Below are 23010 nucleotides of genomic sequence, written 5' to 3' on the forward strand. Positions count from 1 at the left end.
AAAAAAGGACAGTTTTATGTACATATTTTTCTAGAGAGCGAATTAAAAATAATGCATCTTCATCAGGTTCACACCCTAAAAACTTCAGATATCAACAGAATTACTCTCATCCTCGTACTCAGCAACGCCTAATTCCATACTTACCCGAGAAACCGAAAAACATATTGACATGGCCCGCCTCATCAGCTCGACAAATGCCGGGCTCAACTCTATTAGCCGCTTATTACATTTGAAGTAACCTTGTAACTCTCCCTCTTTGATCATGCGTTGCATGTGGGTTTTTGACACGCCCAAGTTCGACGAAATTTGAACATAGGACGAGACGTTGTAACCGGTTTCCAGCGATCCGTTTCGCAGGGCATCGGTATAAAGCGCAAGCATTGGCAAGTGACCGCCGTCCCGATTGAGAATCCATTTTGCTTCAGGGAGCATCTTATCGAGCAGCAAATCTGATTCAAGAATTTTGGCAAACCCACGAGCAAAAACCCGTAATAAATTCGCTGACCTTTCTAATCCCGACAACGAACTATTGTACGGAGAGATCATCTGCGCAGGCAGTAAGTACGACTTGATCAACTGCGTGGCATCGCACAACGTCTTATCCGTAGGTTGAAAACTACGCTGGCGTCCATCCTGAACGTGTAGCTGAACGTCCATATAGCCACTTAAAACCAAAAATGAGAAATAAGTATCCAGACTGTTGCGAGACATATAACCTCGCCTCTGGCAAAAAGCTTTTACTGTCGACAAGGGGACTTTTTCATCTTTATAGCTAAAACTCAGCAAAGATAGGGCCACCATGAACCTGTCATACTTTAAAAGATTCTTATAGAAAAAAGGCTTTTCTCGATAGCTTTTCATTATCAAATCAAAATGCAGAAGAATAGCTTCGTCTATATAGACTTGTGTCATCTCGAAACTGGTCTCTTTCAAACGCTCAAGCAGATCAGTTATGTTCATCTAACCTAAACGACCTCTTCACACTAACCAGATAGTTACAAATCGCAATTTTCGTAGTATATACATATTCCAACAGTTGGCTGATTCACCCCAAAAATGTTTTATGGCCTGGATCGCCTCAAGCACGTTAGGCTGAGCGCGCGTCAGATCGATTTCCTATCGGCGGAGTGCTGTCTATCGAAGGAAGGGCTATATAGGGGGCAGATCACGATATCTGAGGCAATGGCCGGTTTCTGATCGTCGGTATATTTCATCCGTTAACGTTACGTGCGATATGGTCAGGAGCGCTTCACACCTCCCCGACACCCAAGACCCATCCCTGATAAACTGCGCCCCATTCGCCTCGCTGACTCAGATTCCCCATGCCCCTACAAACCGCTCCCCTCTCCCGCCGCTTCTCCGTCGCCCCGATGATGGACTGGACCGATCGCCATTGCCGCTACTTCCTGCGCCTGCTCTCCAAGCACGCCCTGCTCTACACCGAGATGGTCACCACTGGCGCGATCCTCCACGGCGATCACGAGCGCTTTCTGCGCCACAACGAAGCCGAGCACCCGCTTGCCCTCCAATTGGGTGGCAGCGTTCCGGCCGACCTGGCGGCGTGCGCGCGTATGGCGGAGGCTGCCGGTTACGATGAGGTGAACCTGAACGTCGGCTGCCCCAGCGACCGCGTCCAGAACAACATGATCGGCGCGATTCTGATGGCTCACCCTGCGCTGGTGGCCGATTGTGTGAAGGCGATGCGTGATGCGGTGTCGATTCCGGTGACGGTGAAGCATCGCATCGGGATCAATGGGCGGGACAGTTATGCCGAGTTGTGTGATTTTGTTGGCACGGTGAGGGATGCGGGGTGCACCAGTTTTACGGTGCATGCGCGGATTGCGATTCTGGAGGGGTTGTCGCCGAAGGAGAACCGCGACATTCCACCATTGCGCTATGACGTGGCCGCGCAGTTGAAGCGGGACTTCCCGGAGTTGGAGATTAATCTCAACGGCGGCATCAAGACGTTGGAGCAGTGCCATGAGCATTTGCAGACGTTTGATGGCGTGATGCTGGGGCGGGAGGCTTATCACAATCCGTATTTGCTGGCGGAGGTGGATCAGCAGTTGTTTGGCAGTGAGGCGCCGGTGATCAGCCGGGCGCAGGCGTTGGCGCAGTTGCGCCCGTATATCGCTGAGCATTTGGCCAGCGGCGGGACGATGCACCATATTACGCGGCATGTGCTGGGGCTGGGCACCGGGTTCCCGGGGGCGCGCAAGTTCAGGCAGTTGTTGTCGGTGGATATTCATAAGGCGGCTGACCCGCTGGCTTTGCTGGATCAGGCTGGGGAATTGTTGGAGGGGCGGTGATTGGTTAGCGGCTGGGGATCAGTTGGTTTTGGATTGACGGACACATTGCTATCGGGGCAAGCCCCCGCCCACATTTGGATTTATGTATCTCAGCAAGGCAGCGGTGGCTGTGAGGCTGTCATCGCAGGCAAGCTAGCCCTTGCAATTTGAGCGGTGGCCTAGCCTGGGCAAGTGCGAGGGCGCGGCATACGCTGCCGGCCCTTGCTGCAATGTTGCTTAGTTCTCCGGCACTGTTCCTTTGGGAACAGTTACCCATTGGTCGGTGTCGCGGTTATACTTTTTCCAATCTTTCTCGGTTCTAACCTTGCGGTATAGCGTGCTGAATGTTGTGCCGCCTAGAATTTGAAATTGAACTTCGCCGCCTGGTGTTTTGCAGTTAACCAACCCCAGAATGGGGGAATTCGGGTTCACTTGTAGTGCATACACTGCATTCCCAAAGGTTCCGGTGGTGGCGTAGTCCAATGCAAAACTCACGAACTGGCTTTTCGGGGTGTCGCTGGACTGTAATGCGAGCAGTCGCATTGTCGTGAAGGTGGCACCGTTAAAACCCAGCGCATGCAAGTCAGGCCCATCGATGGCCCAGTACTCTTGGGGTGTGCCGCCAACTTTGACGTTTTTATCCAGGTCATTCTGAGCCTTGGAATAGATCACCCCGGCCTTGAGCTTCTGGACATGCCAATTGTTGGTGTCTGCGTTTTCATACGCGCGGTACACCCAGGTGGCAGGCGCCGTCACTCTGGAATCAGTGATCTTCCCGCCATAGGTCGAGGTCAGTTCATTTTCCTTCTCGAGGGTACGACTGCCTATCGGTTTGCTGGCTTTGGCGGTGGCAATGATATCGCTCATCTCCTGGTTATCGTAGCAACCGGCGGTGAGGGCTTGCTGCACTGTTACATCGGCAAATACCACCGTTGAACATATAAAGCCCATGGCAGCGACTAGCGTTGATACATTCCATTTCATCACGTCTCTCCTTTACTTTTTCACTGGCGGACAAGCAGATAATTAATGGGAAGGCACACACGCACTTCGCCGCGGACAATTAAGTCATCAGAGTTTTTATCGGCGTATTCAGCGTCTGCGATTCAGGTATAGCACAAGCAAAAACAGCAACAAGCAAACTTATAAGAAATAAAGTTTTCACAACTTCAAAGTATTGAATTCAGCTATTTAAATTGGCTTAAAATTGACTTAAAGGCTGAGGCATAGCCTGCGGTCACTCCGGTTGAACCTACCACCGGTTTTGCCCTCCTATTGATCAGCAAGGCCGGTCATTCAAACGGCTGTTTTCAGGTTATCGCCCTCGCAAACGCTCGAACACGTTTGCGCCCTTGAGCGCCTGCCGGTGCTCGGGTAATGTCACCAGACCCATAGGACAGAGCACGCCCATGACTTCCAAGCTGGAACAACTCAAGCAATTCACCACTGTCGTTGCCGATACCGGCGATTTCTCGGCACTCGCCAAGCTCAAGCCACAAGACGCCACCACCAACCCTTCCCTGCTGCTCAAGGCCGCGTCGATTCCGGGCTATACCAAGCTGCTGAATGAATGTGTAAAGGACTGCGATGGCGATGTGGGCCTGGCCAGCGACCGCTTTGCGGTGGCGGTGGGTCAAGAAATCCTCAAAGTGGTACCGGGCCGCATTTCCACCGAGGTGGACGCCCGTCTGTCGTTCGACGAAGCCGCCATTCTCAAGCGGGCGCACCGCCTGATCGACCTTTACGACAAAGCCGGCGTTGGCCGTGACCGTGTGCTGATCAAGATCGCCTCCACGTGGGAAGGCATCCGCGCGGCGGAAAAGCTGGAAAAAGAAGGTATCCAGACCAACCTGACCCTGCTGTTCTCCTTCGCCCAGGCCGTGGCCTGCGCCGAAGCCGGGGTGTTCCTGATTTCACCGTTCGTGGGCCGTATCTACGACTGGTACAAGAAGGCCAACGGCAACGACTACACCGGCGCGGATGACCCGGGCGTGCAGTCGGTGACGCGCATCTACAACTACTACAAAGCCAATGGCTATAAGACTGTAGTGATGGGTGCGAGCTTCCGTAACCTGAGCCAGATCGAGGAGCTGGCCGGGTGTGATCGCCTGACCATCAGCCCGGATCTGCTGGAGAAGCTGGCAGCCGATACTGGCAAGCTGGAGCGTAAGCTGGCGCCCGGGCAGGCCGGTGAGGCGCGTATTCATATGGACGAGAAAGCGTTCCGCTGGGCCTCCAACGAAGACGCGATGGCAACTGAGAAACTGGCGGAGGGTATTCGGCAGTTTGCTCGGGATCAGGAGAAGCTGGAGGCGTTGTTGTCGGCCAAGCTGTAAAAGCGCAGGCGGCAAAAAGGGCGGCACCTTTGCGGGTGCCGCCCTTTTTTGTGCCTTTGTCCCGGGCTCAAGCCAGGCTTAGCTTAACTGAGGGCGCGAAAGGTGGGTCAATCTGGAGACCGACGCTCGCAAGCCCGCTCCCACAGCTGGAGGGGATTTCAGCTGCAGATCAGTGGCGTTCCAGGGCGTTGACGAGGTCGTGGAAGGCTTCGCGGTTGGACTCGTTCAAGCCCATCAGGATCTTGTGCGCTTCCAGCACCTTGACCCGTACGATTTCTTCGGACTGGTCTTGCGAAGGCAGGTCGGTCAGGCATTCAGGGCATGGGATCGGGCGGTCAACGATGTTGAACACCTGGTCGAAGCCCATCGACTGCAGCAGACGGGTGATGTCTTCGTGGGTGGTGACCACAGTCGGCAACAGGCCGACCTTCTGCCGAGACAGAATGGACAACTTGGCCAACAGGCCCAGCGTGGTGCTATCGATGCTGCGGGTTTCGGTCAGATCGATCACGATCGCCGAGAAGTTCAGCGCTGTGAAGATCCGCTCAATCGTCGCATCCAGCGCCGAACACAAGGTCAGGCGCACTTCACCGACAAACTTGAGGACAAATGTCCCGTCCTGCTCGGCGAATTGGATTCTTCCGGTACTCATCAAAGATTCCTGCTCAACACCAATAGGGCGATATCATCCGGCATCTCCCCTAGCGTGGCCAATCCAAACACTTGCCGCAGGCCATCCAGGCTGCCGCCCGCCGACTTGACCTTTTGGGGCAAGGCGGCTTCTTTCTCCTTGAGTGTAGGCTCTGGAAGAAGGTCCAGGATACCGTCGGACATCAGCGTGAGGCTGAAGGTCGGCGGCAGTTCCAGGATGTGGTCTTCGTAGGTGGCTTCATTGAACAAGCCTACGGGCAGACCACGCCCTTCCAGGTAACGCACACTGTCGGGAGTGTATAAAACAGGCATCGGCAGGTGACCGCCAATACTGTAGGTCAGAAGACCGGTTTCTTCATCAATCACGCCGCCGACCATCGTCACGTGCTTGCCCAGCTTACAGCTGATCAGGCCTCGGTTGATGTGGCCCAGCACCTCGGAGGGGGTAAATTCCGGCAAGGTGCCATTGCGCTTGGATTCGAACAACAACCGCGTGGTCATGAACTTCAACAACACGGTGACAAAAGCAGATGATGCGCCATGGCCGGAAACGTCGGCCAGGTAAAACGCTACACGTCGTTCATCCACACGGAAGTAGTCGACGAAATCACCCGACAGGTACAACGACGGGATGATCTGGTGGGCAAACTTGAACTCGTCAATGCTCCACGGGCTGACCGGCAGCATGTTCATCTGCACCTGGCGACCGGCGTTCTGGTCCTCCTGGAGCAGATTGAGGCTGGCTTCGAGCTCGCGGTTGGCGCTCTCGAGCTTTTCGCGGTAACGCTGGTTCTCGACCAGCAGGCGTGCCCGGTCCAGCGCGCGGCGCACCGAATGCTCCAGCACGGCGAGGTCTTCCAGGGGCTTGATCAGGTAGTCGGCGGCGCCCAGGCGCAGGGCCTCGACGGCATCGTTCATCACGCCGGCACCGGACACGACAATCACCGGCGTCTGTGGGGCACGCTCAGTCACCTGGCGAATCAGCTCCAGGCCACCCATCTGGGGCATGCGCAGGTCGCAGATCACGAGGTCGGGCTGGTCGCGCTCGAACACCTGGAGACCCTGTTGGCCATTACTGGCCTGCAGGACGCTGAAGCCACTGTCTTCCAAATAGGCCGCGAGGCTCGCGCGCACTACTTCGTCGTCATCGATTATCAGCAGCGTGGCACTGGTTTTTTGCATGTGGGCAAACGGCGCCAGAATTAGGTTGGCGTAGGTGGCTCGACAATGGCCGGGCGCACGTACTGGATTCGCTTTCTAGCCTCTCTGTCCTACAAAGCATAGGCAATTAACCCACGCACAACTGTAAAGCAGAGGTGCCCTTCTAAGGCGCAGACGGTACTCCCATCCGTCAGGGGTTTCAAGCTCATGCCGATGGTCGCCGGGCGTCTTTACACCGCAAATCACCGGGAGTTATAAGAACAGCCAACACCACAACACAAAGTAAGGATGGAACCCATGAGCGAACACGAGCGCGACTACGCCGAGAAACGCGACTTCATCCGCATGCGAGTGGATGCCGATGTGTCGTTGATCCACGCCGGGCAGGAGATAGCCGGGGTTTGCCTGGACCTTTCCAGCTCAGGCATGCAGGTGCAGGCCCCTCGCCAGTTCAACGTGGGTGACCCATTGACGGTACGCATCGATTCAGAGCATCCGGCCCTCAAGGGGCTGGAGGCGGACACCGAGGTGGTGTGGACCAAGGCTATGGGGGATGAGCAGCACCTGGGCCTGAAGATCTTGAAAATGCGCTGAAAGCCATCCACAAAAAAGGCGACCACTAAGGGTCGCCTTTTTCCATTTCAAAATGTCACAGCTTAAAAGTCGTCGACGACCTTGCCATCCTTGACCTTGAACTCACGGTTCTGCAGGTACGCATTACGGATGAAGGTGTACTTGTCGCCGGTGATCAACTTCTCGCTGTCGAGCAGGCTGGCACGGGTATCAACAATGTTCAGGCCGAAGGTGCTGTTACGCCAGCCGATATCGTTCATGTAGCGATACGGCTGGGTGTAGGTGTCGACGTATCGGGACGGCGCATCACGCAGGGTGCTCGGCCCCAGCAACGGCAGCATCACGTAAGGACCACTGCCAACGCCCCAGTAGCCGAGGGTCTGGCCGAAGTCTTCATCGTTGCGGTGCAGCCCCATTTTGGTGCCGACATCGATAAAGCCCAGCACACCGAATGTGGTGTTCACCAGCAGGCGAGCGGTGTCGACACCGGCCGCATGCGGTTTGAGCTGCAGCACGTCATTGGCAAAGTTGCCGACATCGCCGATGTTGCGGAAGAAGTTATGGATGCCCGTCTGCATGAACTGCGGGGTGACAAACTGATAACCCTGGGCCAATGGCTTGAGCGCGTAAGTGTCAACGGTGTCGTTGAAGGTGAAGATCGGACGGTTGACGCTTTCCCATGGATCGTCTTCCGACGCAGCCTGGGCGGCGAACGGGGCCATTAAAATAGTGGCACACACAGATAGCTGAGCGAAGTACTGGCTCCAGCGCATAGCTTTGGCTCCTTGAATAGTCTGTCATGGGCGCTATGCCCTGAAGAAGGCCGTCAGTATATGACGGAAGTAACAATTTAGGCAGCCAGTAGGAAACGTCATATGGAAAATGCACAAAATTCCTACAATCACCTGCCGATGTCATCTGCTTGTCATACCGCCTCGCTAGCGTCACAGCTATTTCAGGGATGTTGAAATGCCTCACGCCGAAATTGCCGTCTCCAGCGCCCCGGCCCTGACTGCCATACTGTTCGGCCTGAGTGGCTGCCTGGTGGACTTCGGTTCCCAGGCACGCACCGATTCGTCATCTCTCGACTCCCAAGCCACCCCTGGCGCGCTGAAGATCCTGCGTAGCCTCAAGGAGCAGGGCGTGCCATGTGCCTGGCTGGATGAACTGCCCGCCGCAGTGACCAAGCCACTGGCCGCCCAATTACCTGATTGGTTGAAAGCAATACCGCCCTCCTCCATCCGCTGGCCTGCGCCTCATGCGTGCTGGCAAGCCTTGATGGAATTGAACATCGAACGCCTGGACGGCTGCGTACTGGTCAGCGGTGAGCCACGCCTGTTGCAGTCAGGGCTGAATGCCGGGCTGTGGACCATTGGCCTGGCGTCCTGCGGGTCACTCTGTGGCCTGGCGCCCGAGCAATGGCAGGCACTCACCGAGCAACAGCGCGAGCACAAGCGCGGCAAAGCCACGGTGGCGCTGTATGGGCTGGGCGTGCACTCGGTGATCGATCACCTGGGCGAGCTTGGTACCTGCCTGGCGGACATCAGCCTGCGCCGGCTCAAAGGCGAGAAGCCCTGATCGAGATCATGCACAGTCGGCGCCGGTGGATTAATCTACAGGTCAGCCCGTAGACCTTTCCCGGCGTGCCGCGGTCTATGCCAGTGCCTATCGATAAAAGGAAAAACGTCATGCCTGATCGCAAAAAACTGGAAGAACAGGTCGAAATCCTGCGCGGGCAGCTGGAACAGGACCCGCCGCTCTCGCTCGAAAAACGTGAAGCGCTGGAAGAGTTGATCGCCCGATTCGAAGTGCAACTTGAATTGGAACCGGCGACTCAGACACCCAGCATTGCTGACGATGTAAACCGGGCGGTGGAGGGGTTTGAACTGGATCATCCAGGCATTGCCGGGACATTGCGCAATATCGTGCTCACGCTGGGCAATATCGGGATCTGATTTACCCCGCCAACCAAGCGCAGATCCAACTGTGGGAGGGGGCTTGCTCCCGATAGCAGAGGTTCAGACACAAAAGCTGTGACTGACACTCCGCCATCGGGAACAAGCCCCCTCCCACATTGGTGTCGCGTGCAGGCTACTGACGAGCCAGGCGCACGTTCTGGAACGCTACATCCTCAGTGCTGCGATACGGGTTGATATCCAACCCGCCACGGCGCACATACCGCGCATACACCGTCAATTTCTCCGGCTTCAGCAGGCGCTGCAGGTCGAGGAAGATGCGTTCCACGCATTGCTCATGGAAGTCCGAGTGCTGGCGAAAGCTCACGATATATTCCAGCAGGCTCGCGTGATCCAGCGCCGATCCACGGTACTCCACCACCACGCTGCCCCAATCGGGCTGGCTGGTGACCGGGCAGTTGGATTTGAGCAGGTGGCTGTGCACGCTCTCCTCGACGATGCGCGAAGCATCGCAGCGCAGCAGTTCGGGGCGCGGATGCTCGTAGTTGCTGACACTGATATCCAAGCCATCGATACACACACCCGGCAATGCCATCACGCCCTCGGCCTCGATCTCGGCCAGGCTGCGGATGCGCACAGTCACAGGTTTGCCGGCGGCGGCGCTGAGGTCGTCGCGTAGCGTCGTTTCCAGGCTCTGGGTGTCGGCGAAGGCGGTCTGATTCAGCGAATTGAGGTACAGCTTGAAGGACTTGGACTCGATGATGTTCGGCGAGTCGGCCGGAATGCTGAATTCACCGATGGCCACCACCGGCTTGCCCGACGGCAGCAGCCAGGACAATTCGAAGCAGTTCCAGAAATCTACGCCCTTGTAAGGCAAAGTCTCGGCGCTGAGGCCAAGCTCGGCCCACTTGGCAGCGCGAGGGATCGGGAACAGCAACGACGGCGTGTAAGTGGAGATGTATTCACTGGACTTGCCCAGCGGCGAATGTTCGGCTGCGGGATGCATGGCGGAAACCTGGCTAAATAAACCGCGCCAGTCTACCAGTCTTTGCCCCCGCGCCTAAACGGCACGGGATCAATCGACGTTGAGCTGGCCGACCATGCCCGCCTGGTAGTGCCCGGGAATGTTGCAGGCAAACTCCAGGCCGGTACTTTTACTGAACGTCCAGGTCAATTCGGCGGTTTTACCCGGCTCGACCAGCACGCTATTGGGGTCATCATGCTGCATGCCGCCCTTATCACCATGCCCCATTGCACTGTGATCCATCTTGCCCATGCCGGTCGCGGTGAGCATGCCACTGGCCTGCATCTGTAACATTTCCTTCTGGTGTTCGGCATGCATCGCCGCGTCGCCCAGGTTGAATTCGTGAAGCAACTGGCCTTTGTTGACGAGTACAAAGCGCACCGTCTCACCGGCTTTTACGTGCAAAGATTTGGGCGAAAACGAAATGTCCTGAAGTACAACTTCCACGGTACGCGTGGCCTTGCTCGCCGGCGCCGGCTGGCCAAATGCGAACGTGTGGCCTGCATCGGCAGTTGCATCGAAACTCAAGGCCAACAAGCAACCCGCCAGGATCAGGGGTATACGCAACGCCATCGCTCTTCTCCAAAAATGTGTGACTCGCTTGACCCACACTCTAAGATTACGCCGCTGCCAGCCAGCTGACTGTTAGATTACAACTTTGTCAGCTTGCGCCCTTCCCCTGGCGCCCACGGTATAAAGCCCGTCGTGCCCCGTTGCCAAGAGTTACCCCATGAAACTGCTGATCGTCGAAGACCAACCCAAAACCGGCCACTACCTGCGCCAGGGCCTGGCCGAGGCCGGCTTTACCACCGAGCTGGTGGCTGACGGCACCACGGGACAGCACCTGGCACTGACCGGCGACTACGACCTGCTGATCCTCGATGTCATGCTGCCGGGCCGCGACGGCTGGCAAATCCTGCAAGCGGTGCGCAGCGCCGGCCTGGACCTCCCGGTGTTGTTCCTCACCGCCCGCGATGCCGTGGAAGATCGCGTACACGGCCTGGAGCTGGGGGCCGACGACTACCTGATCAAGCCCTTCGCCTTCTCCGAACTGCTGGCCCGGGTGCGCAGCCTGTTGCGCCGAGGCAGCAGTACCTCCCAGGAAACTGCACTGCAACTGGCCGACCTGCGCCTGGACTTGATCCGTCGCAGGGTCGAACGCAACGGCCAGCGTATCGACCTGACCGCCAAGGAATTCGCCCTGCTGGAGCTGCTGCTGCGGCGCCAGGGCGAAGTGCTGCCCAAGACGTTGATCGCCTCCCAGGTGTGGGACATGAACTTCGACAGTGATACCAACATCATCGAAGTGGCCATCCGCCGGCTGCGCCTGAAAGTCGACGACAACTCCCCCAATAAACTGATCCACACCGTGCGCGGCATGGGTTATGTGCTGGAGGAGCGCGTCAATTGATCAAGCGCCTGTCCCTGACCAGCCGCCTGGCACTGTTGTTTGCCGCTTGCACGGCGGTGGTCTCGCTGCTGGCCGGGGTACTGTTCAACCGTGCCAGTGAAGCGCACTTCATTGAGCTGGACCAACAACAACTCGACAGCAAGCTGTTGGCCTTGCGCGCAACCTTGCAGGGTGTCGACTCGCTGGAGTCATTCGCCCAGCGTGAAGCACAACTGCGCGCCGAACTCCTTCTCCAACAGGATCTGACACTGCGTATCACCTCCGCCGGCCAGCGTTGGCTGGACAACGCCCCCAGCGTCACCCTGCCCGAAGCACCCGGCCTGCACAGCGTGCAACATGCCGGTACCGAGTACCGGGTGTATAACGCCCCATTGAGTACCGGCCAGCCCGATTCGCCGCAAGTGACCCTGATACTCGACATCACCCACCACCAGCACTTCCTGCAACGCATGCAGCATCTGATCTGGCTCACCGTCGGCCTCTCGGCCCTGGCTACCGCCCTGCTCGGCGCCTGGGCGGCACGCAGCGGGTTACGGCCCTTGCGCCGCATGGGGGAAGTGGCCGCCAGCGTGTCCGCCCACTCCCTCACCCAGCGATTGCCCCAGGAACAAATGCCGGTGGAGCTGGCCGAACTGGCCCAGTCTTTCAACGCCATGCTTGGCCGCCTGGACGATGCCTTCCAACGCCTGTCGGCGTTCTCTGCCGACATCGCCCACGAACTGCGCACGCCCCTGTCCAACCTGTTGACCCAGACCCAGGTCATCCTCACCCAACCGCGCCCGCTTGAGGACTATCGGGAAGCACTGCACAGCAACCTGGAAGAGCTGCAATGGATGGCGCAACTGGTGAATGACATGCTGTACCTGGCCAAGGCGGATAACGGTTTGCTGATACCCAGGCGCGAAGCCTTGGCGCTGGAGGAGGAAGTCGAGGCACTGCTGGAGTTCTTCGCACTGTTGGCCGAGGACGCGCACATCAGCCTGGTGCGCGAGGGCACGGCCCACACGGCGGGTGATCGCGGCATGTTGCGCCGGGCATTGTCGAATTTGCTGGATAACGCACTCAGGTTTACCCCGGCCGGTGGCGAGGTGCGAGCGCGACTGACTGAAAGCACGCGCGGCGTGACGCTGACGGTGGAGAACACCGGGGAAGGTATTGCGGCGGTGGTGTTACCGCGCTTGTTTGATCGGTTCTACCGAGCCGACCCGGCGCGCCGTGAAGGCAGCAGCGAGCATGCGGGGTTGGGGTTGGCGATTACCCAGTCGATTGTAAAAGCGCATGGGGGAAGGATTTATTGTGAGTCTGGAGCAGGCTGGACCAGGTTTGTAATTGAGTTGCCCAAAGGAAATTGATCCAGCTGTTCCGGCCCCTTCGCGAGCAAGCCCGCCCCCACATCTGGCCGCTTACTTGCGTTGGAGGGCGGTCGAATGTGGGAGCGGGCCTGTTCGCGAAGGCGGTCTCAAGAACTATGAATACCGGAGGGCATGCGCCGGCTCAATCTTCGCCGCCCGATACGCCGGGTACAGCGTCGCCAGAAAACTCAACACAAACCCTGCCGAGCAAATCAGCAGCACATCGCCGCCCTGCAGTTCCGAAGGCAGGTTGCTGACAAAATACACATCCGAGCTGAAGATATGCTGCCCGGTCGTCCGCTCCAGCCAGCCCACCAGTTCACTCACGTTCAGCGCTGCAATCACCCCCAGCACACCACCGATCAAGGTACCGACGATGCCGATCACCGTGCCCTGCACCATGAAGATCGCCATGATCTGGCGTGGCGTGGCGCCGATGGTACGCAGGATCGCGATATCCGCGCCCTTGTCGTTCACAACCATGATCAGGGTGGCGATGATGTTGAACGCGGCGACAGCGACGATCATCAGCAACAGCAGGCCGATCATGGTCTTTTCCATCTTCATCGCGCTGAACAGGCTGCCCTGGGTGTGGGTCCAGTCATCGGCCTTGTAGGCGTCGCCCAGGCCGGCGGCGATGTCCGCCGAAACCTTGGGTGCTGCGTAAAGGTCTTTCACCGCCAGGCGCACGCTTTGCACCTGGTCAGGTTGCCAATGCTGTATCTCTGCCGCGTCAGCCATGTGGATCAAGGCCATGGAACCATCCAGCTCGGCGCCGACCTTGAAGATACCGACCACGTTCAAACGCTGCATGCGCGGAGTGATGCCGCCCGGTGCAGTGCTGACTTCCGGCACGATCAACGTCAGCTTGTCGCCCACGTTCAGGCGAAAACGCCGAGCGGTGATTTCGCCCACCACCACACCGAACTCGCCAGGTTTAAGGTCATCCAGTTTGCCCTGCACGATGTGCTGGGCCACGATCGACACCTTGCCTTCCTGGGCCGGGTCGACACCGCTGATCTCGATCGGCTGCATCGCCCCTTTGTAGGAAAACATGCCGTCCATCTGCGTAAACGGCACTGCCGCCGTCACTTGCGGGTTCTTCATCGCCGCAGCGGCCACCGGCCGCCAATCGTCAATCGGGCTCACGCCGACGATGGTGGCGTGGGGCACCATACCGAGGATGCGCGAACTCATTTCGCGCTGGAAGCCGTTCATCACCGACAGCACCACGATCATCGCCAATACGCCCAGGGCGAGGCCGATCATCGAGGTCATCGAGATAAACGAAACAAAACGATTGCGGCGCTTGGCGCGGGTATAGCGCGTGCCGATGAAAATCGATAACGGTCTGAACATTCGCGGGCACCGTTGAAAAAATAGAAAACCCGACGTCCGGCGCCGGGCTTGAAACAGGGTCAGATGGTGACCAGATGACCTTCCTGCAAGTGCAGCACACGGTCCATCTGGCGGGCCATGCTCATGTCATGGGTCACCACCAGGAACGCGGTACGCATCTGGGTGCTCAACTCCAGCATCAGGTCCTTGATGCCCTGGGCGGTGTGGGAGTCGAGGTTGCCGGTGGGCTCATCGAGCATCACCAACCCTGGGTTGTTGACCAGGGCACGGGCAATCGCCACGCGCTGGCGCTCACCGCCGGACAGCTCGGCCGGCTTGTGCTCCAGGCGGTGCCCCAGGCCGACCCGCTCCAACAAGGCTTTTGCCCGCTGGCGCGCTTCAGGGATCGCGGTCTTGCCGATCAACAGCGGCATGCACACGTTTTCCAGCGCGGTAAACTCCGGCAACAGGTGGTGGAACTGGTACACAAAACCGAGCGAACGGTTGCGCAGTTGGCCACGGGCCTTCTCACCCAGCGCCGACAGTTCTTCACCGGCCAGCCAGACACTGCCCTGGGACGGCGTATCCAGGCCGCCCAACAGGTTGAGCAAGGTACTTTTGCCGGAACCGGAACTGCCGACGATCGCCACGCGCTCACCTGGATGAAGCTCCAGTTGCAGGTTGGACAGCACCACCACCGACTCCGGGCCTTCCTCGTAGGATTTGCCCAGGTTGCGGCAGCTCAGGATTGCTTTTTCACTCATGCCCGATTCACTCATAACGTAAGGCCTGTGCTGGCTGGGTACGTGCCGCGCGCCAGGCTGGATACAGGGTGGCAAGGAAACTCAAGACCAACGCGGCACCGCCTACCATCAATACGTCCTGGGCCTGGACCTGGGACGGCAGGTAATCGATGAAGTAGACGTCGGCGTTGAGGAACTTGTGACCGATGACTTTTTCCAGGGCGGCGATGGCGGCACTGACGTTCAGCGCGGCCAGGATGCCTACGGCGGTGCCGATCAACGTGCCGACCACGCCGATCACGGTGCCCTGCACCATGAAGATCGCCATGATCTGCCCCGGCGTGGCGCCAAGGGTACGCAGGATCGCGATATCGCCTTTCTTGTCATTCACCACCATCACCAGCGTGGAAATGATGTTGAACGCAGCCACGGCGACGATCAGCAGCAACAGCAGGCCGATCATGGCTTTTTCCATGCGGATGGCCTGGTACAGGTTGCCGTGGGTGCGGGTCCAGTCGCGGGCGTAGTACTGGCTGTCGCCCAGGTGCTGGGCGATTTCCCACGCCGTGCGCGGCGCATCGAACAGGTCGCTGAACTTCAGGCGCAAGCCCTGCACTTGATCCGGCTGCCAACGATGCAGGCGGGCCAGGTCGGTGAGGTTGGTCAGGCCGAGGTAACCGTCGATCTCACCGGCGCCCACATGGAAGGTGCCGACCACAGTGAAGCGCTTCATGCGCGGGAACATGCCGGCCGGGGTCACGGTGACTTCCGGCGCGACGAAGGTCAGCTTGTCGCCCACCTTCACCCCGAGCTTGGCCGCGGCCTTGTCGCCGATCACGATGCCGAAGCTGCCGGGCGTCAGGTCATCGAGTTTGCCTTGCAGCATGAACTTATCAATGATCGAGACCTTGCGCTCCTGGGCCGGGTCGATGGCATTGAGCAGAATCTTCTGCACCTTGCCATCGTTGGTCAGCAACCCCTGCATCTGGGTGAAGGGCGCGACGGCCACCACCTTGGGGTTCTGCTTGACCTTGCCGGCCAGGCTCTGCCAGTCGCTGATGGGCGAGTCGGCCTCGATGGTCGCGTGGGGCACCATGCCCAGCACGCGGGTGCGCATCTCATGGTCGAAGCCGTTCATGACCGACAGCACCACGATCATCACGACCACGCCCAAGGCGAGCCCGATCATCGAGGTCAAGGAAATGAACGACACAAAATGATTGCGACGCTTTGCACGGGTATAACGCGTGCCGATGAATACGAAGAGAGGTCTGAACATGTCGGGGCTTGTTCGGAGGAAAAGAAGACGTCCCGGTGGCGGGGTCTGGTAAGCAGCTTTACACTCTGACCATTACCGTTAGCTGGGGTTCGCCATGTCGACATTAGATGAAGAAGAGCGCCGCGAATACTACCGTATCGCCGACATGATCGCACTCCAAATCAAACACCTGTCCGTGCCCGAAGCGGCGAGCAAAGATGTGTTGCTGGATGACTCGCCGCTGTTCAATCTGCTCAGCGAACTGCACCTCAGCGAATTCGAAGCCCAGCACTTGCTGCGCCAGATCAGCGAGAAAGATCGCAACCTGGCGGCCTTCCTCAAAGTCCAGAACAAACGCCTGGACCTGCTCAGCCAGGTCATGGCTCGCGGCCTGTTGAGTGAAGTCGGCGCGCCACAGCCGGTGATCATTTCCGAAGGCGGTATCGACTTCCAGCACGCCACGCCGCTCGCCCCCGGCGCACACCTGGCCGTCAAGCTGGTGCTGATGCCCCAGGCACTCGGCCTGCTGCTGCGTGCCCGGGTCACCCATTGCGACCCTAAAGGCGATGGCTTTGACGTGGGCACGGAGTTCGAGTCCATGACCGACGCCCAACGCCAGTTGCTGGCCCGCTACATTCTGCAGAAACAAGCCCAGGAGCGGCGCCTGGCGCGAGAACAGAGCGACGCCCAACACCCCTGAATACGTATTCACCCCGCCAGACAAGCTGGCGCAAAGGAGCAACTGTGACCCTGATTTACGGCCACCGCGGTGCCAAAGGCGAAGCACCGGAAAATACCCTGACCAGTTTTCAGGAGTGTCTCAAGCACGGTGTACGCCGTTGCGAACTGGATTTGCACCTGTCCATGGACGGCGAGTTGATGGTTATCCACGACCCGACCCTCAAGCGCACCACCGACCGGCGCGGCAAAATCGTCGAGTATTCGGCGGCCGACCTCGTGAAGATGGACGCCCGTAAAGGCGGCCCGGGCTGGGTCAAGCCATGCCCGATCCCACGCCTGGAGGAACTGTTCGAACAGTGCGACTTCGATCACTGGCAACTGGAAGTCAAAAGCGCTTCGCGCACCCGCGCCGCGACCACCGTGCTGGCGATTCGGGAAATGGCCGTACGCTTTGGCCTGATGGACAAGGTCACCGTGACCTCAAGCTCGCGGGAAGTGTTGAAGGCGGCGCTGGAGCTCACCCCGGACCTGTCACGCGGCCTGGTCGCCGAATACGCCTGGCTGGACCCGCTGAAGGTCGCGCAGAACTACGGCTGTGACATCCTGGCGTTGAATTGGACGCTGTGCACCCCTGAACGCCTGGAAAAAGCCCAGCGTCAGGGCTTGCACGTGTCCGTGTGGACAGTCAACGAACCTGCGCTGATGCGCAGGCTCGCCGACTTCGGCGTAGATAGCCTGATTACAGACTTTCCCGGTTTGGCCACTGCCACCCTCGGGAATTACTGAAATCGGTCTCCCCGGCCGGCTCAGGCCACCGGCCGGAGCCGCTCAAAAAAGCCGGTTGAGGCCATCGTAGGCCGCTACCCGATAGGCTTCGGCCATGGTCGGGTAGTTGAACGTGGTGTTGACGAAATACTTGAGGGTATTTTGCTCACCCGGCTGGTTCATGATGGCCTGGCCGATGTGCACGATCTCCGACGCCTGGTAGCCGAAGCAATGCACGCCGAGGACTTCCAGGGTTTCACGATGGAACAGGATCTTCAGCATGCCTTGCGGCTCGCCGGCGATCTGCGCGCGCGCCATGCTCTTGAAGAACGCCTTGCCCACTTCATAAGGCACCTTGGCCTTGGTCAGCTCGTGCTCGTTCTTGCCGATCGAGCTGATCTCGGGAATGGTGTAGATCCCGGTCGGCACGTCGTTCACATAGCGCCAGCTGCCATTGTCGACAATGCTGCCCGCCGCCGAACGGCCTTGGTCGTGCGCCGCACTGGCCAGGCTTGGCCAGCCGATGACGTCACCCGCGCCATAGATGTTTGGCACGCAGGTGCGGTAATTCTCGTCGACCTCGATCTGGCCACGGCTGTTGACCTTGACGCCGATGTTTTCCATGCCCAGCTTGTCGGTGTTGCCGGTACGGCCGTTGCACCACAGCAAGGCATCGGCCTTGATCTTCTTGCCGGACTTGAGGTGCAGGATCACGCCGTTGTCCAGGCCTTCGACCCGCTCGTATTCTTCGTTATGGCGCACGGTGATGTTGTTGTTGCTGAAGTGATAGCTCAACGCCTGGGAAATTTCCGAGTCGAGGAAGCTCAGCAATTGGTCGCGGTTGTCCACCAACTCCACCAACACACCCAGGCCGCTGAAGATCGAGGCGTATTCACAGCCGATCACGCCGGCGCCATAGATGATCAGTTTGCGCGGGGTATGGCCCAGGCTGAGGATGGTGTCGCTATCGTAGATACGCGCGTGGTTGAAATCGATATCGGCCGGGCGATACGGGCGTGAACCGGTGGCAATGATGATGTGCTTGGCCACCAGTTTTTCGACCACACCGTTGGAGCACACCACTTCAACGGTTTGCTCGTCGGCGAAGCTGCCGGTGCCGAAGAACAGGTCGACACGGTTACGGGCGTAGTAACCGGTACGCGACGCCACTTGCTTGGCGATGACTTTCTCAGCGCTTTTCAACACGTCCGGGAACGAGAACCAGCGCGGCTCACCAATGGCCCGGAACATCGGGTTGGTGTTGAACTGCATGATCTGGCGCACCGAGTGACGCAAAGCCTTGGACGGGATGGTACCCAGGTGGGTGCAGTTACCGCCGACCTGACGGCGGCTATCGACCATCGCCACCTTGCGCCCTGCCTTCGCAGCGTTCATCGCTGCACCTTCTCCAGCCGGGCCGGAACCCAGTACCACCACGTCGTAGTTGTAGACAGCCATGCGTACTCCTCAGAACAGGCCAGGCGCACGGTAGAACGCCTGGCTAAATCATGCCGCGGCCAGCGGTCATGAAAGACAATTCGGCTCAAGTGTGTGAACCGGGGCACAGTCTATATAAGGCTCAACGCCGCGCACATTAACCCTTGGTCGCGTCATAGGCCAGTATTGCCTGAACGACGGGCTCTGGAAATTGCAATTACACTCTCGGCACGCACCTTTGCAGGATGGGCAATTATGCGGCATATCGTTTTGTGTCTATTGCTGATCTTATCGGTGACGGTACACGCCAGTGAAGCCGAACGACTCAGGCAAGCCGGCTTCCCGCCGCGCGCCCATGAGCTGAGCCTGAAAAGCCAGACAGTGCTGACCTATCTCTGGGCGGATGTCTATGCCGCCGCGCTGTACGCCCCGACGGGCATCAGCGCCAGACAGGCGTGGGATCAGCAAAAGGATCTGCGCCTGACGCTGTATTACTTTCGCGACATCGACCGCAGCGATGTGATCAAGGCCGCCACCACAACCCTGGAGCGTCAGCAAACCAGCACCACCCTCGCCCGCCTGAAGCCCGAACTGGAGCAATTGCATGGCAGTTTCCGCGATATTCGCAGCGGTGACCGCTATGCCCTGGATTTTCGCCCCGGTCGCGGCTTGAACCTGGAGATCAACGACACGGTGGTGTTCAGCAGTCGCAACGCTGAACTGGCGAAGGTCTATCTCGGTATCTGGCTGGGCGAAAAAGGCTTGTCGGAGGGCCTGCGCAACAGCCTTTTCAAATGACCCTGCGACAACCAGTCAGCTTGCTATCGGTTTTTATTGCCTGTACTGGCTAATACACATATGGTTACAAAACTGCTCGTTAAAGCCTCGCGCAGCGACTTTGCAGCAAGGATGACCAGCGACCAGGGATCACCAATAAGATAGCCAAAATGAGTGCATGACATGTCCACTTCAACGGGCAAAGGCAAGGCGATTTTTCGCGTTGTCAGCGGTAACTTCCTCGAAATGTTCGACTTCATGGTCTACGGCTTCTACGCCACGGCCATTGCCAAAACCTTCTTCCCCGCCGACAGCGCCTTCGCGTCCCTGATGCTTTCGCTGGCGACCTTCGGCGCGGGCTTCCTGATGCGGCCACTGGGCGCGATCTTCCTCGGCGCCTATATCGACCGCCACGGCCGCAAGAAAGGCCTGGTGATCACCCTGGCGTTGATGGCCGCCGGCACCATCCTGATCGCCTGCGTGCCCGGGTACGCCACCCTGGGTGTCGCTGCACCATTGATCGTATTGTTTGGCCGACTGCTGCAGGGCTTCTCCGCCGGTGTGGAGCTGGGCGGCGTTTCGGTGTACCTGGCGGAAATCGCCACGCCGGGCCGCAAGGGCTTTTTCGTCAGTTGGCAGTCCGCCAGCCAACAGGCCGCAGTGGTATTCGCCGGCCTCCTCGGTGTGGGCCTGAACCACTGGCTCAGCCCGGAAGAAATGGGTGATTGGGGCTGGCGCGTGCCGTTTCTGATCGGTTGCCTGATCGTGCCGGTGATCTTTGTGATTCGCCGCTCCCTGGAGGAAACCCCTGAATTCCAGGCACGCAAACACCGCCCTACCCTGCAGGAAATCGTGCGTTCGATCGGCCAGAACTTCGGCATCGTCATCGCCGGCATGGCACTGGTGGTCATGACCACCGTGTCGTTCTACCTGATCACGGCCTACACGCCGACCTTCGGCAAGGCAGAACTGCACTTGTCGGACTTCGATGCCCTGCTGGTGACAGTGTGCGTGGGTATTTCCAACTTTATCTGGCTGCCGGTCATGGGCGCCGTGTCCGATAAGGTCGGGCGCAAACCCTTGCTACTGGGCGCGACGACGCTGGCGATCCTCACGGCGTATCCGGCACTGTCGTGGCTGGTGGCCAACCCAAGTTTCAGCCATCTGCTGATCGTACTGTTGTGGTTGTCGTTCCTGTACGGCTCGTACAACGGTGCGATGGTGGTGGCGCTCACCGAGATCATGCCGATCGAGGTGCGCACCACCGGCTTCTCCCTGGCCTACAGCCTGGCGACGGCAACGTTCGGCGGCTTTACACCAGCGGCGTGCACTTACCTGATCCATGTGCTGGACAACAAGGCGGCACCGGGGATCTGGCTCAGTGGCGCGGCGGTACTGGGGTTGATTGCCACGCTGGTTCTGTTCAAGGGCAATCGACATGCACTGAGGACGGCGCAAGCCTCGGTAGCAGGCGGCGCCTGACAGGCCGCTCTCGCGGCCCTCACGCACAAAACCTGAAGACATAAAAAAGCCCTGAACCAGTCAGGGCTTTTTCATTTATCGCAAGTGCTTAGCGCGGGAATGCAGGCGGGTTGACCCCAGCCATGTCTTCCATCACGCGAACCACCTGGCAGCTGTAGCCGAACTCGTTGTCGTACCACACGTACAGGACAACGCGGTTGTCCTGGGTGATGGTCGCCTCGGCATCCACCACACCGGCGTGGCGCGAGCCAACGAAGTCGGTGGATACCACTTCCTGCGAGTTGACGAAGTCGATCTGCTTGTGCAGATCGGAGTGCAGCGCCATATAGCGCAGGTACTCGTTCATCTCTTCACGGGTGGCGGCTTTCTCAAGGTTCAGGTTGAGAATGGCCATCGACACGTTTGGCGTCGGAACGCGGATCGCGTTACCGGTCAGCTTGCCGGCCAGCTCAGGCAAGGCCTTGGCGGCAGCGGTGGCGGCACCGGTCTCGGTGATCACCATGTTCAACGCGGCGCTACGACCACGGCGATCGCCTTTGTGGAAGTTGTCGATCAGGTTCTGGTCGTTGGTGTACGAGTGAACGGTTTCGACGTGGCCATTAACGATGCCGAACTTGTCATTCACAGCCTTCAGCACCGGCACGATGGCGTTGGTGGTGCAGGAAGCGGCGGACACGATCTTGTCGTCAGCGGTGATTTCAGCGTGGTTGATACCGTGAACGATGTTCTTGAGCTTGCCCTTGCCAGGCGCGGTCAACACAACGCGATCGATACCCGGGCAGGCCAGGTGCTGGCCCAGGCCCTCGGCATCGCGCCATACGCCGGTGTTGTCCACCAGCAGGGCGTCCTTGATGCCGTACTGGGTGTAATCCACCTCGGACGGGTTCTTCGCGTAGATCACCTGGATCAGGTTACCGTTGGCGGTGATGGTGTTGTTTTCTTCGTCGATGACGATGGTGCCGTTGAACGGACCGTGTACCGAGTCGCGACGCAAGAGGCTTGCGCGCTTGGTCAGGTCGTTCTCGGCGCCTTTGCGCACCACGATGGCACGCAGGCGCAGGCCGTCGCCACCACCGGTTTTCTCGATGAGGATACGCGCCAGCAGACGGCCGATACGACCGAAGCCGTACAGGACAACGTCGGTACCTTTACGGGCAGCGGCGTTTTGCTGGCCAACCACATCGGCCATTTCTTCGCGCACGAATTGTTCGGCGCTGCGGCCATTGCCTTCGTTGCGGAATTTATAGGCCAATTTGCCCAGGTCTACCGAGGCCGCGCCGAGCTTGAGCTCGCTCATGGCCTTGAGCAGCGGGAATGTTTCGTGGACGGAGAGTTCGCTGTCGTCGGCGGAGCGATGGCGTGCAAAGCGGTGGGCTTTGAGAATCGCAATGACAGACTGGTTGATCAGGCTGCGGCCATAGATCGAGCTCACCACATTGTTATTGCGGTACAGCTGGCCGATAAGCGGAATCATCGCTTCTGCGAGTGCTTCACGGTCGATCCATTCACCAAGACACTGGTCGGGCTTCTGAGTCACGGGAACCTTCCACATGTAGGGGCAGAAAAAAGGGGCTACATTATGCCGCCCGACCGCCCTCGGAGCAATGCGCCCAGGACAACAAAAAGTGCTTGCCAAAAAAAGGCACCCCGCTGCAGCCCAGTAAATACGCGGCTTCCAGAAGACCACCAATCATGCGACCCGGGCGACTTGTCCGTAACCCTCCGAAAACTACGCGCACTTTGGCACTACATATTGAGTCAAAACGCAGCTTTGTTTGTCTTAGCCACTACATTTCCTACAATCCGCATTAGGCACA

At 58.7% G+C, this 23010-nt stretch carries 23 protein-coding genes; 11 read left to right on the forward strand and 12 right to left on the reverse strand.

The features are described 5' to 3' along the window. Positions 1-84: 84 nt before the first annotated feature. A complete protein-coding gene (locus EXW71_RS17635; protein WP_134659664.1) occupies positions 85-960 on the reverse strand; it encodes a helix-turn-helix domain-containing protein in 876 nt (291 codons plus the stop codon). A gap of 362 nt (positions 961-1322) precedes the next feature. On the opposite strand from EXW71_RS17635, the gene dusA reads away from it, so the two are divergent. Continuing rightward, positions 1323-2309: a tRNA dihydrouridine(20/20a) synthase DusA gene (gene dusA / locus EXW71_RS17640; protein WP_134659662.1), complete on the forward strand. Its 987-nt coding sequence runs from the start codon at positions 1323-1325 to the stop codon at positions 2307-2309. 216 nt (positions 2310-2525) lie between these two features. On the opposite strand, the gene EXW71_RS17645 is transcribed toward dusA, so the two are convergent. After that, entirely contained in the window at positions 2526-3272 is a 747-nt protein-coding gene (locus EXW71_RS17645; protein WP_134659660.1) for a hypothetical protein, read from the reverse strand. 425 nt (positions 3273-3697) lie between these two features. Here EXW71_RS17645 and tal point away from each other — a divergent pair, with 425 nt between their 5' ends. Next, positions 3698-4624: a transaldolase gene (gene tal / locus EXW71_RS17650; RefSeq protein WP_134659658.1), complete on the forward strand. Its 927-nt coding sequence runs from the start codon at positions 3698-3700 to the stop codon at positions 4622-4624. Between the two features lie 169 nt (positions 4625-4793). Here the strand turns inward: tal and rssC are convergent, their stop codons facing one another. Both rssC and rssB read right to left on the reverse strand, forming a co-directional pair. Further along, on the reverse strand, positions 4794-5276 hold the full coding sequence (gene rssC / locus EXW71_RS17655) for an anti-sigma factor antagonist RssC (protein ID WP_010212025.1): 483 nt from the start codon (positions 5274-5276) through the stop codon (positions 4794-4796). Continuing rightward, positions 5276-6457: a two-component system response regulator RssB gene (gene rssB, locus EXW71_RS17660; RefSeq protein ID WP_134659656.1), complete on the reverse strand. Its 1182-nt coding sequence runs from the start codon at positions 6455-6457 to the stop codon at positions 5276-5278. Before rssB ends, rssC begins: the two co-directional genes overlap by 1 nt. A 276-nt stretch (positions 6458-6733) precedes the next feature. Between rssB and EXW71_RS17670 the strand changes: the two genes are divergently transcribed. Further along, positions 6734-7030 carry a PilZ domain-containing protein gene (locus EXW71_RS17670; protein WP_134659654.1) on the forward strand — a complete coding sequence of 99 codons (297 nt, stop codon included), beginning with the start codon at positions 6734-6736 and terminating at the stop codon, positions 7028-7030. A gap of 62 nt (positions 7031-7092) precedes the next feature. Here EXW71_RS17670 and EXW71_RS17675 read toward each other — a convergent pair whose 3' ends face one another. After that, positions 7093-7731: a VacJ family lipoprotein gene (locus EXW71_RS17675; protein WP_372241334.1), complete on the reverse strand. Its 639-nt coding sequence runs from the start codon at positions 7729-7731 to the stop codon at positions 7093-7095. A gap of 247 nt (positions 7732-7978) precedes the next feature. Here EXW71_RS17675 and EXW71_RS17680 point away from each other — a divergent pair, with 247 nt between their 5' ends. Together EXW71_RS17680 and EXW71_RS17685 are read left to right on the forward strand one after the other, a co-directional pair. Beyond that, positions 7979-8587, forward strand: coding sequence for an HAD family phosphatase (locus EXW71_RS17680; RefSeq protein ID WP_134659652.1), 609 nt, complete (start codon positions 7979-7981; stop codon positions 8585-8587). Between the two features lie 110 nt (positions 8588-8697). Continuing rightward, positions 8698-8964, forward strand: a complete 267-nt coding sequence (locus tag EXW71_RS17685; RefSeq protein ID WP_134659650.1) for a DUF4404 family protein — start codon at positions 8698-8700, stop codon at positions 8962-8964. Positions 8965-9100: 136 nt separating this feature from the next. Here EXW71_RS17685 and queF read toward each other — a convergent pair whose 3' ends face one another. Further along, the gene (queF, locus tag EXW71_RS17690; protein ID WP_134659648.1) at positions 9101-9931 is read right to left on the reverse strand and encodes an NADPH-dependent 7-cyano-7-deazaguanine reductase QueF; all 831 of its coding nucleotides are present in this window, start codon (positions 9929-9931) and stop codon (positions 9101-9103) included. Between the two features lie 69 nt (positions 9932-10000). Continuing rightward, positions 10001-10522, reverse strand: a complete 522-nt coding sequence (locus EXW71_RS17695) for a plastocyanin/azurin family copper-binding protein (RefSeq protein WP_134659646.1) — start codon at positions 10520-10522, stop codon at positions 10001-10003. A 157-nt stretch (positions 10523-10679) separates the two neighbouring features. Here EXW71_RS17695 and EXW71_RS17700 point away from each other — a divergent pair, with 157 nt between their 5' ends. Together EXW71_RS17700 and EXW71_RS17705 are read left to right on the forward strand one after the other, a co-directional pair. Further along, positions 10680-11360, forward strand: a complete 681-nt coding sequence (locus tag EXW71_RS17700) for a heavy metal response regulator transcription factor (RefSeq protein WP_134659644.1) — start codon at positions 10680-10682, stop codon at positions 11358-11360. Further along, positions 11357-12712: a heavy metal sensor histidine kinase gene (locus EXW71_RS17705; RefSeq protein WP_134659642.1), complete on the forward strand. Its 1356-nt coding sequence runs from the start codon at positions 11357-11359 to the stop codon at positions 12710-12712. The genes EXW71_RS17700 and EXW71_RS17705 overlap by 4 nt, the downstream gene beginning before the upstream one ends. A gap of 114 nt (positions 12713-12826) precedes the next feature. On the opposite strand, the gene EXW71_RS17710 is transcribed toward EXW71_RS17705, so the two are convergent. The 3 genes from EXW71_RS17710 to EXW71_RS17720 are packed head-to-tail and all read right to left on the reverse strand — an operon-like array spanning position 12827 to position 16072. Beyond that, a complete protein-coding gene (locus EXW71_RS17710) occupies positions 12827-14071 on the reverse strand; it encodes a lipoprotein-releasing ABC transporter permease subunit (protein ID WP_123715110.1) in 1245 nt (414 codons plus the stop codon). A gap of 59 nt (positions 14072-14130) precedes the next feature. Continuing rightward, positions 14131-14814, reverse strand: coding sequence for a lipoprotein-releasing ABC transporter ATP-binding protein LolD (gene lolD / locus EXW71_RS17715; protein ID WP_167659653.1), 684 nt, complete (start codon positions 14812-14814; stop codon positions 14131-14133). A 7-nt stretch (positions 14815-14821) separates the two neighbouring features. After that, on the reverse strand, positions 14822-16072 hold the full coding sequence (locus tag EXW71_RS17720) for a lipoprotein-releasing ABC transporter permease subunit (RefSeq protein ID WP_134659641.1): 1251 nt from the start codon (positions 16070-16072) through the stop codon (positions 14822-14824). Between the two features lie 94 nt (positions 16073-16166). On the opposite strand from EXW71_RS17720, the gene EXW71_RS17725 reads away from it, so the two are divergent. Together EXW71_RS17725 and EXW71_RS17730 are read left to right on the forward strand one after the other, a co-directional pair. Further along, a complete protein-coding gene (locus tag EXW71_RS17725) occupies positions 16167-16751 on the forward strand; it encodes a PilZ domain-containing protein (RefSeq protein WP_134659639.1) in 585 nt (194 codons plus the stop codon). A 44-nt stretch (positions 16752-16795) separates the two neighbouring features. Then, positions 16796-17518 (forward strand): glycerophosphodiester phosphodiesterase, encoded by a 723-nt coding sequence (locus EXW71_RS17730; protein WP_134659637.1) that lies wholly within the window; start codon positions 16796-16798, stop codon positions 17516-17518. Positions 17519-17560: 42 nt separating this feature from the next. Here the strand turns inward: EXW71_RS17730 and sthA are convergent, their stop codons facing one another. After that, entirely contained in the window at positions 17561-18955 is a 1395-nt protein-coding gene (gene sthA / locus EXW71_RS17735; protein ID WP_060753154.1) for a Si-specific NAD(P)(+) transhydrogenase, read from the reverse strand. 234 nt (positions 18956-19189) lie between these two features. On the opposite strand from sthA, the gene EXW71_RS17740 reads away from it, so the two are divergent. Further along, positions 19190-19732, forward strand: coding sequence for a chalcone isomerase family protein (locus EXW71_RS17740; RefSeq protein ID WP_134659635.1), 543 nt, complete (start codon positions 19190-19192; stop codon positions 19730-19732). 162 nt (positions 19733-19894) lie between these two features. Beyond that, positions 19895-21193, forward strand: a complete 1299-nt coding sequence (locus tag EXW71_RS17745) for an MFS transporter (RefSeq protein ID WP_123715105.1) — start codon at positions 19895-19897, stop codon at positions 21191-21193. Between the two features lie 88 nt (positions 21194-21281). On the opposite strand, the gene EXW71_RS17750 is transcribed toward EXW71_RS17745, so the two are convergent. Beyond that, positions 21282-22745 carry a glyceraldehyde-3-phosphate dehydrogenase gene (locus EXW71_RS17750; protein ID WP_134659633.1) on the reverse strand — a complete coding sequence of 488 codons (1464 nt, stop codon included), beginning with the start codon at positions 22743-22745 and terminating at the stop codon, positions 21282-21284. Between the last annotated feature and the right edge of the window lie 265 nt (positions 22746-23010).

Origin of the sequence: Pseudomonas sp. BCA17, from assembly GCF_004519405.1 — a bacterium.
Lineage (GTDB): Bacteria > Pseudomonadota > Gammaproteobacteria > Pseudomonadales > Pseudomonadaceae > Aquipseudomonas.

Excerpts from the sequence above, each read along its gene's own strand:
- sthA (WP_060753154.1), bottom strand. The coding sequence starts at position 18,955 with ATGGCTGTCTACAACTACGACGTGGTGGTACTGGGTTCCGGCCCGGCT.
- EXW71_RS17750 (WP_134659633.1), bottom strand. The coding sequence starts at position 22,745 with ATGTGGAAGGTTCCCGTGACTCAGAAGCCCGACCAGTGTCTTGGTGAA.
- EXW71_RS17745 (WP_123715105.1), top strand. The coding sequence starts at position 19,895 with ATGTCCACTTCAACGGGCAAAGGCAAGGCGATTTTTCGCGTTGTCAGC.
- EXW71_RS17700 (WP_134659644.1), top strand. The coding sequence starts at position 10,680 with ATGAAACTGCTGATCGTCGAAGACCAACCCAAAACCGGCCACTACCTG.
- EXW71_RS17725 (WP_134659639.1), top strand. The coding sequence starts at position 16,167 with ATGTCGACATTAGATGAAGAAGAGCGCCGCGAATACTACCGTATCGCC.
- EXW71_RS17670 (WP_134659654.1), top strand. The coding sequence starts at position 6,734 with ATGAGCGAACACGAGCGCGACTACGCCGAGAAACGCGACTTCATCCGC.
- lolD (WP_167659653.1), bottom strand. The coding sequence starts at position 14,814 with ATGAGTGAAAAAGCAATCCTGAGCTGCCGCAACCTGGGCAAATCCTAC.
- rssB (WP_134659656.1), bottom strand. The coding sequence starts at position 6,457 with ATGCAAAAAACCAGTGCCACGCTGCTGATAATCGATGACGACGAAGTA.
- EXW71_RS17685 (WP_134659650.1), top strand. The coding sequence starts at position 8,698 with ATGCCTGATCGCAAAAAACTGGAAGAACAGGTCGAAATCCTGCGCGGG.
- EXW71_RS17740 (WP_134659635.1), top strand. The coding sequence starts at position 19,190 with ATGCGGCATATCGTTTTGTGTCTATTGCTGATCTTATCGGTGACGGTA.
- queF (WP_134659648.1), bottom strand. The coding sequence starts at position 9,931 with ATGCATCCCGCAGCCGAACATTCGCCGCTGGGCAAGTCCAGTGAATAC.
- rssC (WP_010212025.1), bottom strand. The coding sequence starts at position 5,276 with ATGAGTACCGGAAGAATCCAATTCGCCGAGCAGGACGGGACATTTGTC.
- EXW71_RS17675 (WP_372241334.1), bottom strand. The coding sequence starts at position 7,731 with ATGGCCCCGTTCGCCGCCCAGGCTGCGTCGGAAGACGATCCATGGGAA.
- EXW71_RS17645 (WP_134659660.1), bottom strand. The coding sequence starts at position 3,272 with ATGAAATGGAATGTATCAACGCTAGTCGCTGCCATGGGCTTTATATGT.
- tal (WP_134659658.1), top strand. The coding sequence starts at position 3,698 with ATGACTTCCAAGCTGGAACAACTCAAGCAATTCACCACTGTCGTTGCC.
- EXW71_RS17710 (WP_123715110.1), bottom strand. The coding sequence starts at position 14,071 with ATGTTCAGACCGTTATCGATTTTCATCGGCACGCGCTATACCCGCGCC.
- dusA (WP_134659662.1), top strand. The coding sequence starts at position 1,323 with ATGCCCCTACAAACCGCTCCCCTCTCCCGCCGCTTCTCCGTCGCCCCG.
- EXW71_RS17695 (WP_134659646.1), bottom strand. The coding sequence starts at position 10,522 with ATGGCGTTGCGTATACCCCTGATCCTGGCGGGTTGCTTGTTGGCCTTG.
- EXW71_RS17635 (WP_134659664.1), bottom strand. The coding sequence starts at position 960 with ATGAACATAACTGATCTGCTTGAGCGTTTGAAAGAGACCAGTTTCGAG.
- EXW71_RS17720 (WP_134659641.1), bottom strand. The coding sequence starts at position 16,072 with ATGTTCAGACCTCTCTTCGTATTCATCGGCACGCGTTATACCCGTGCA.
- EXW71_RS17680 (WP_134659652.1), top strand. The coding sequence starts at position 7,979 with ATGCCTCACGCCGAAATTGCCGTCTCCAGCGCCCCGGCCCTGACTGCC.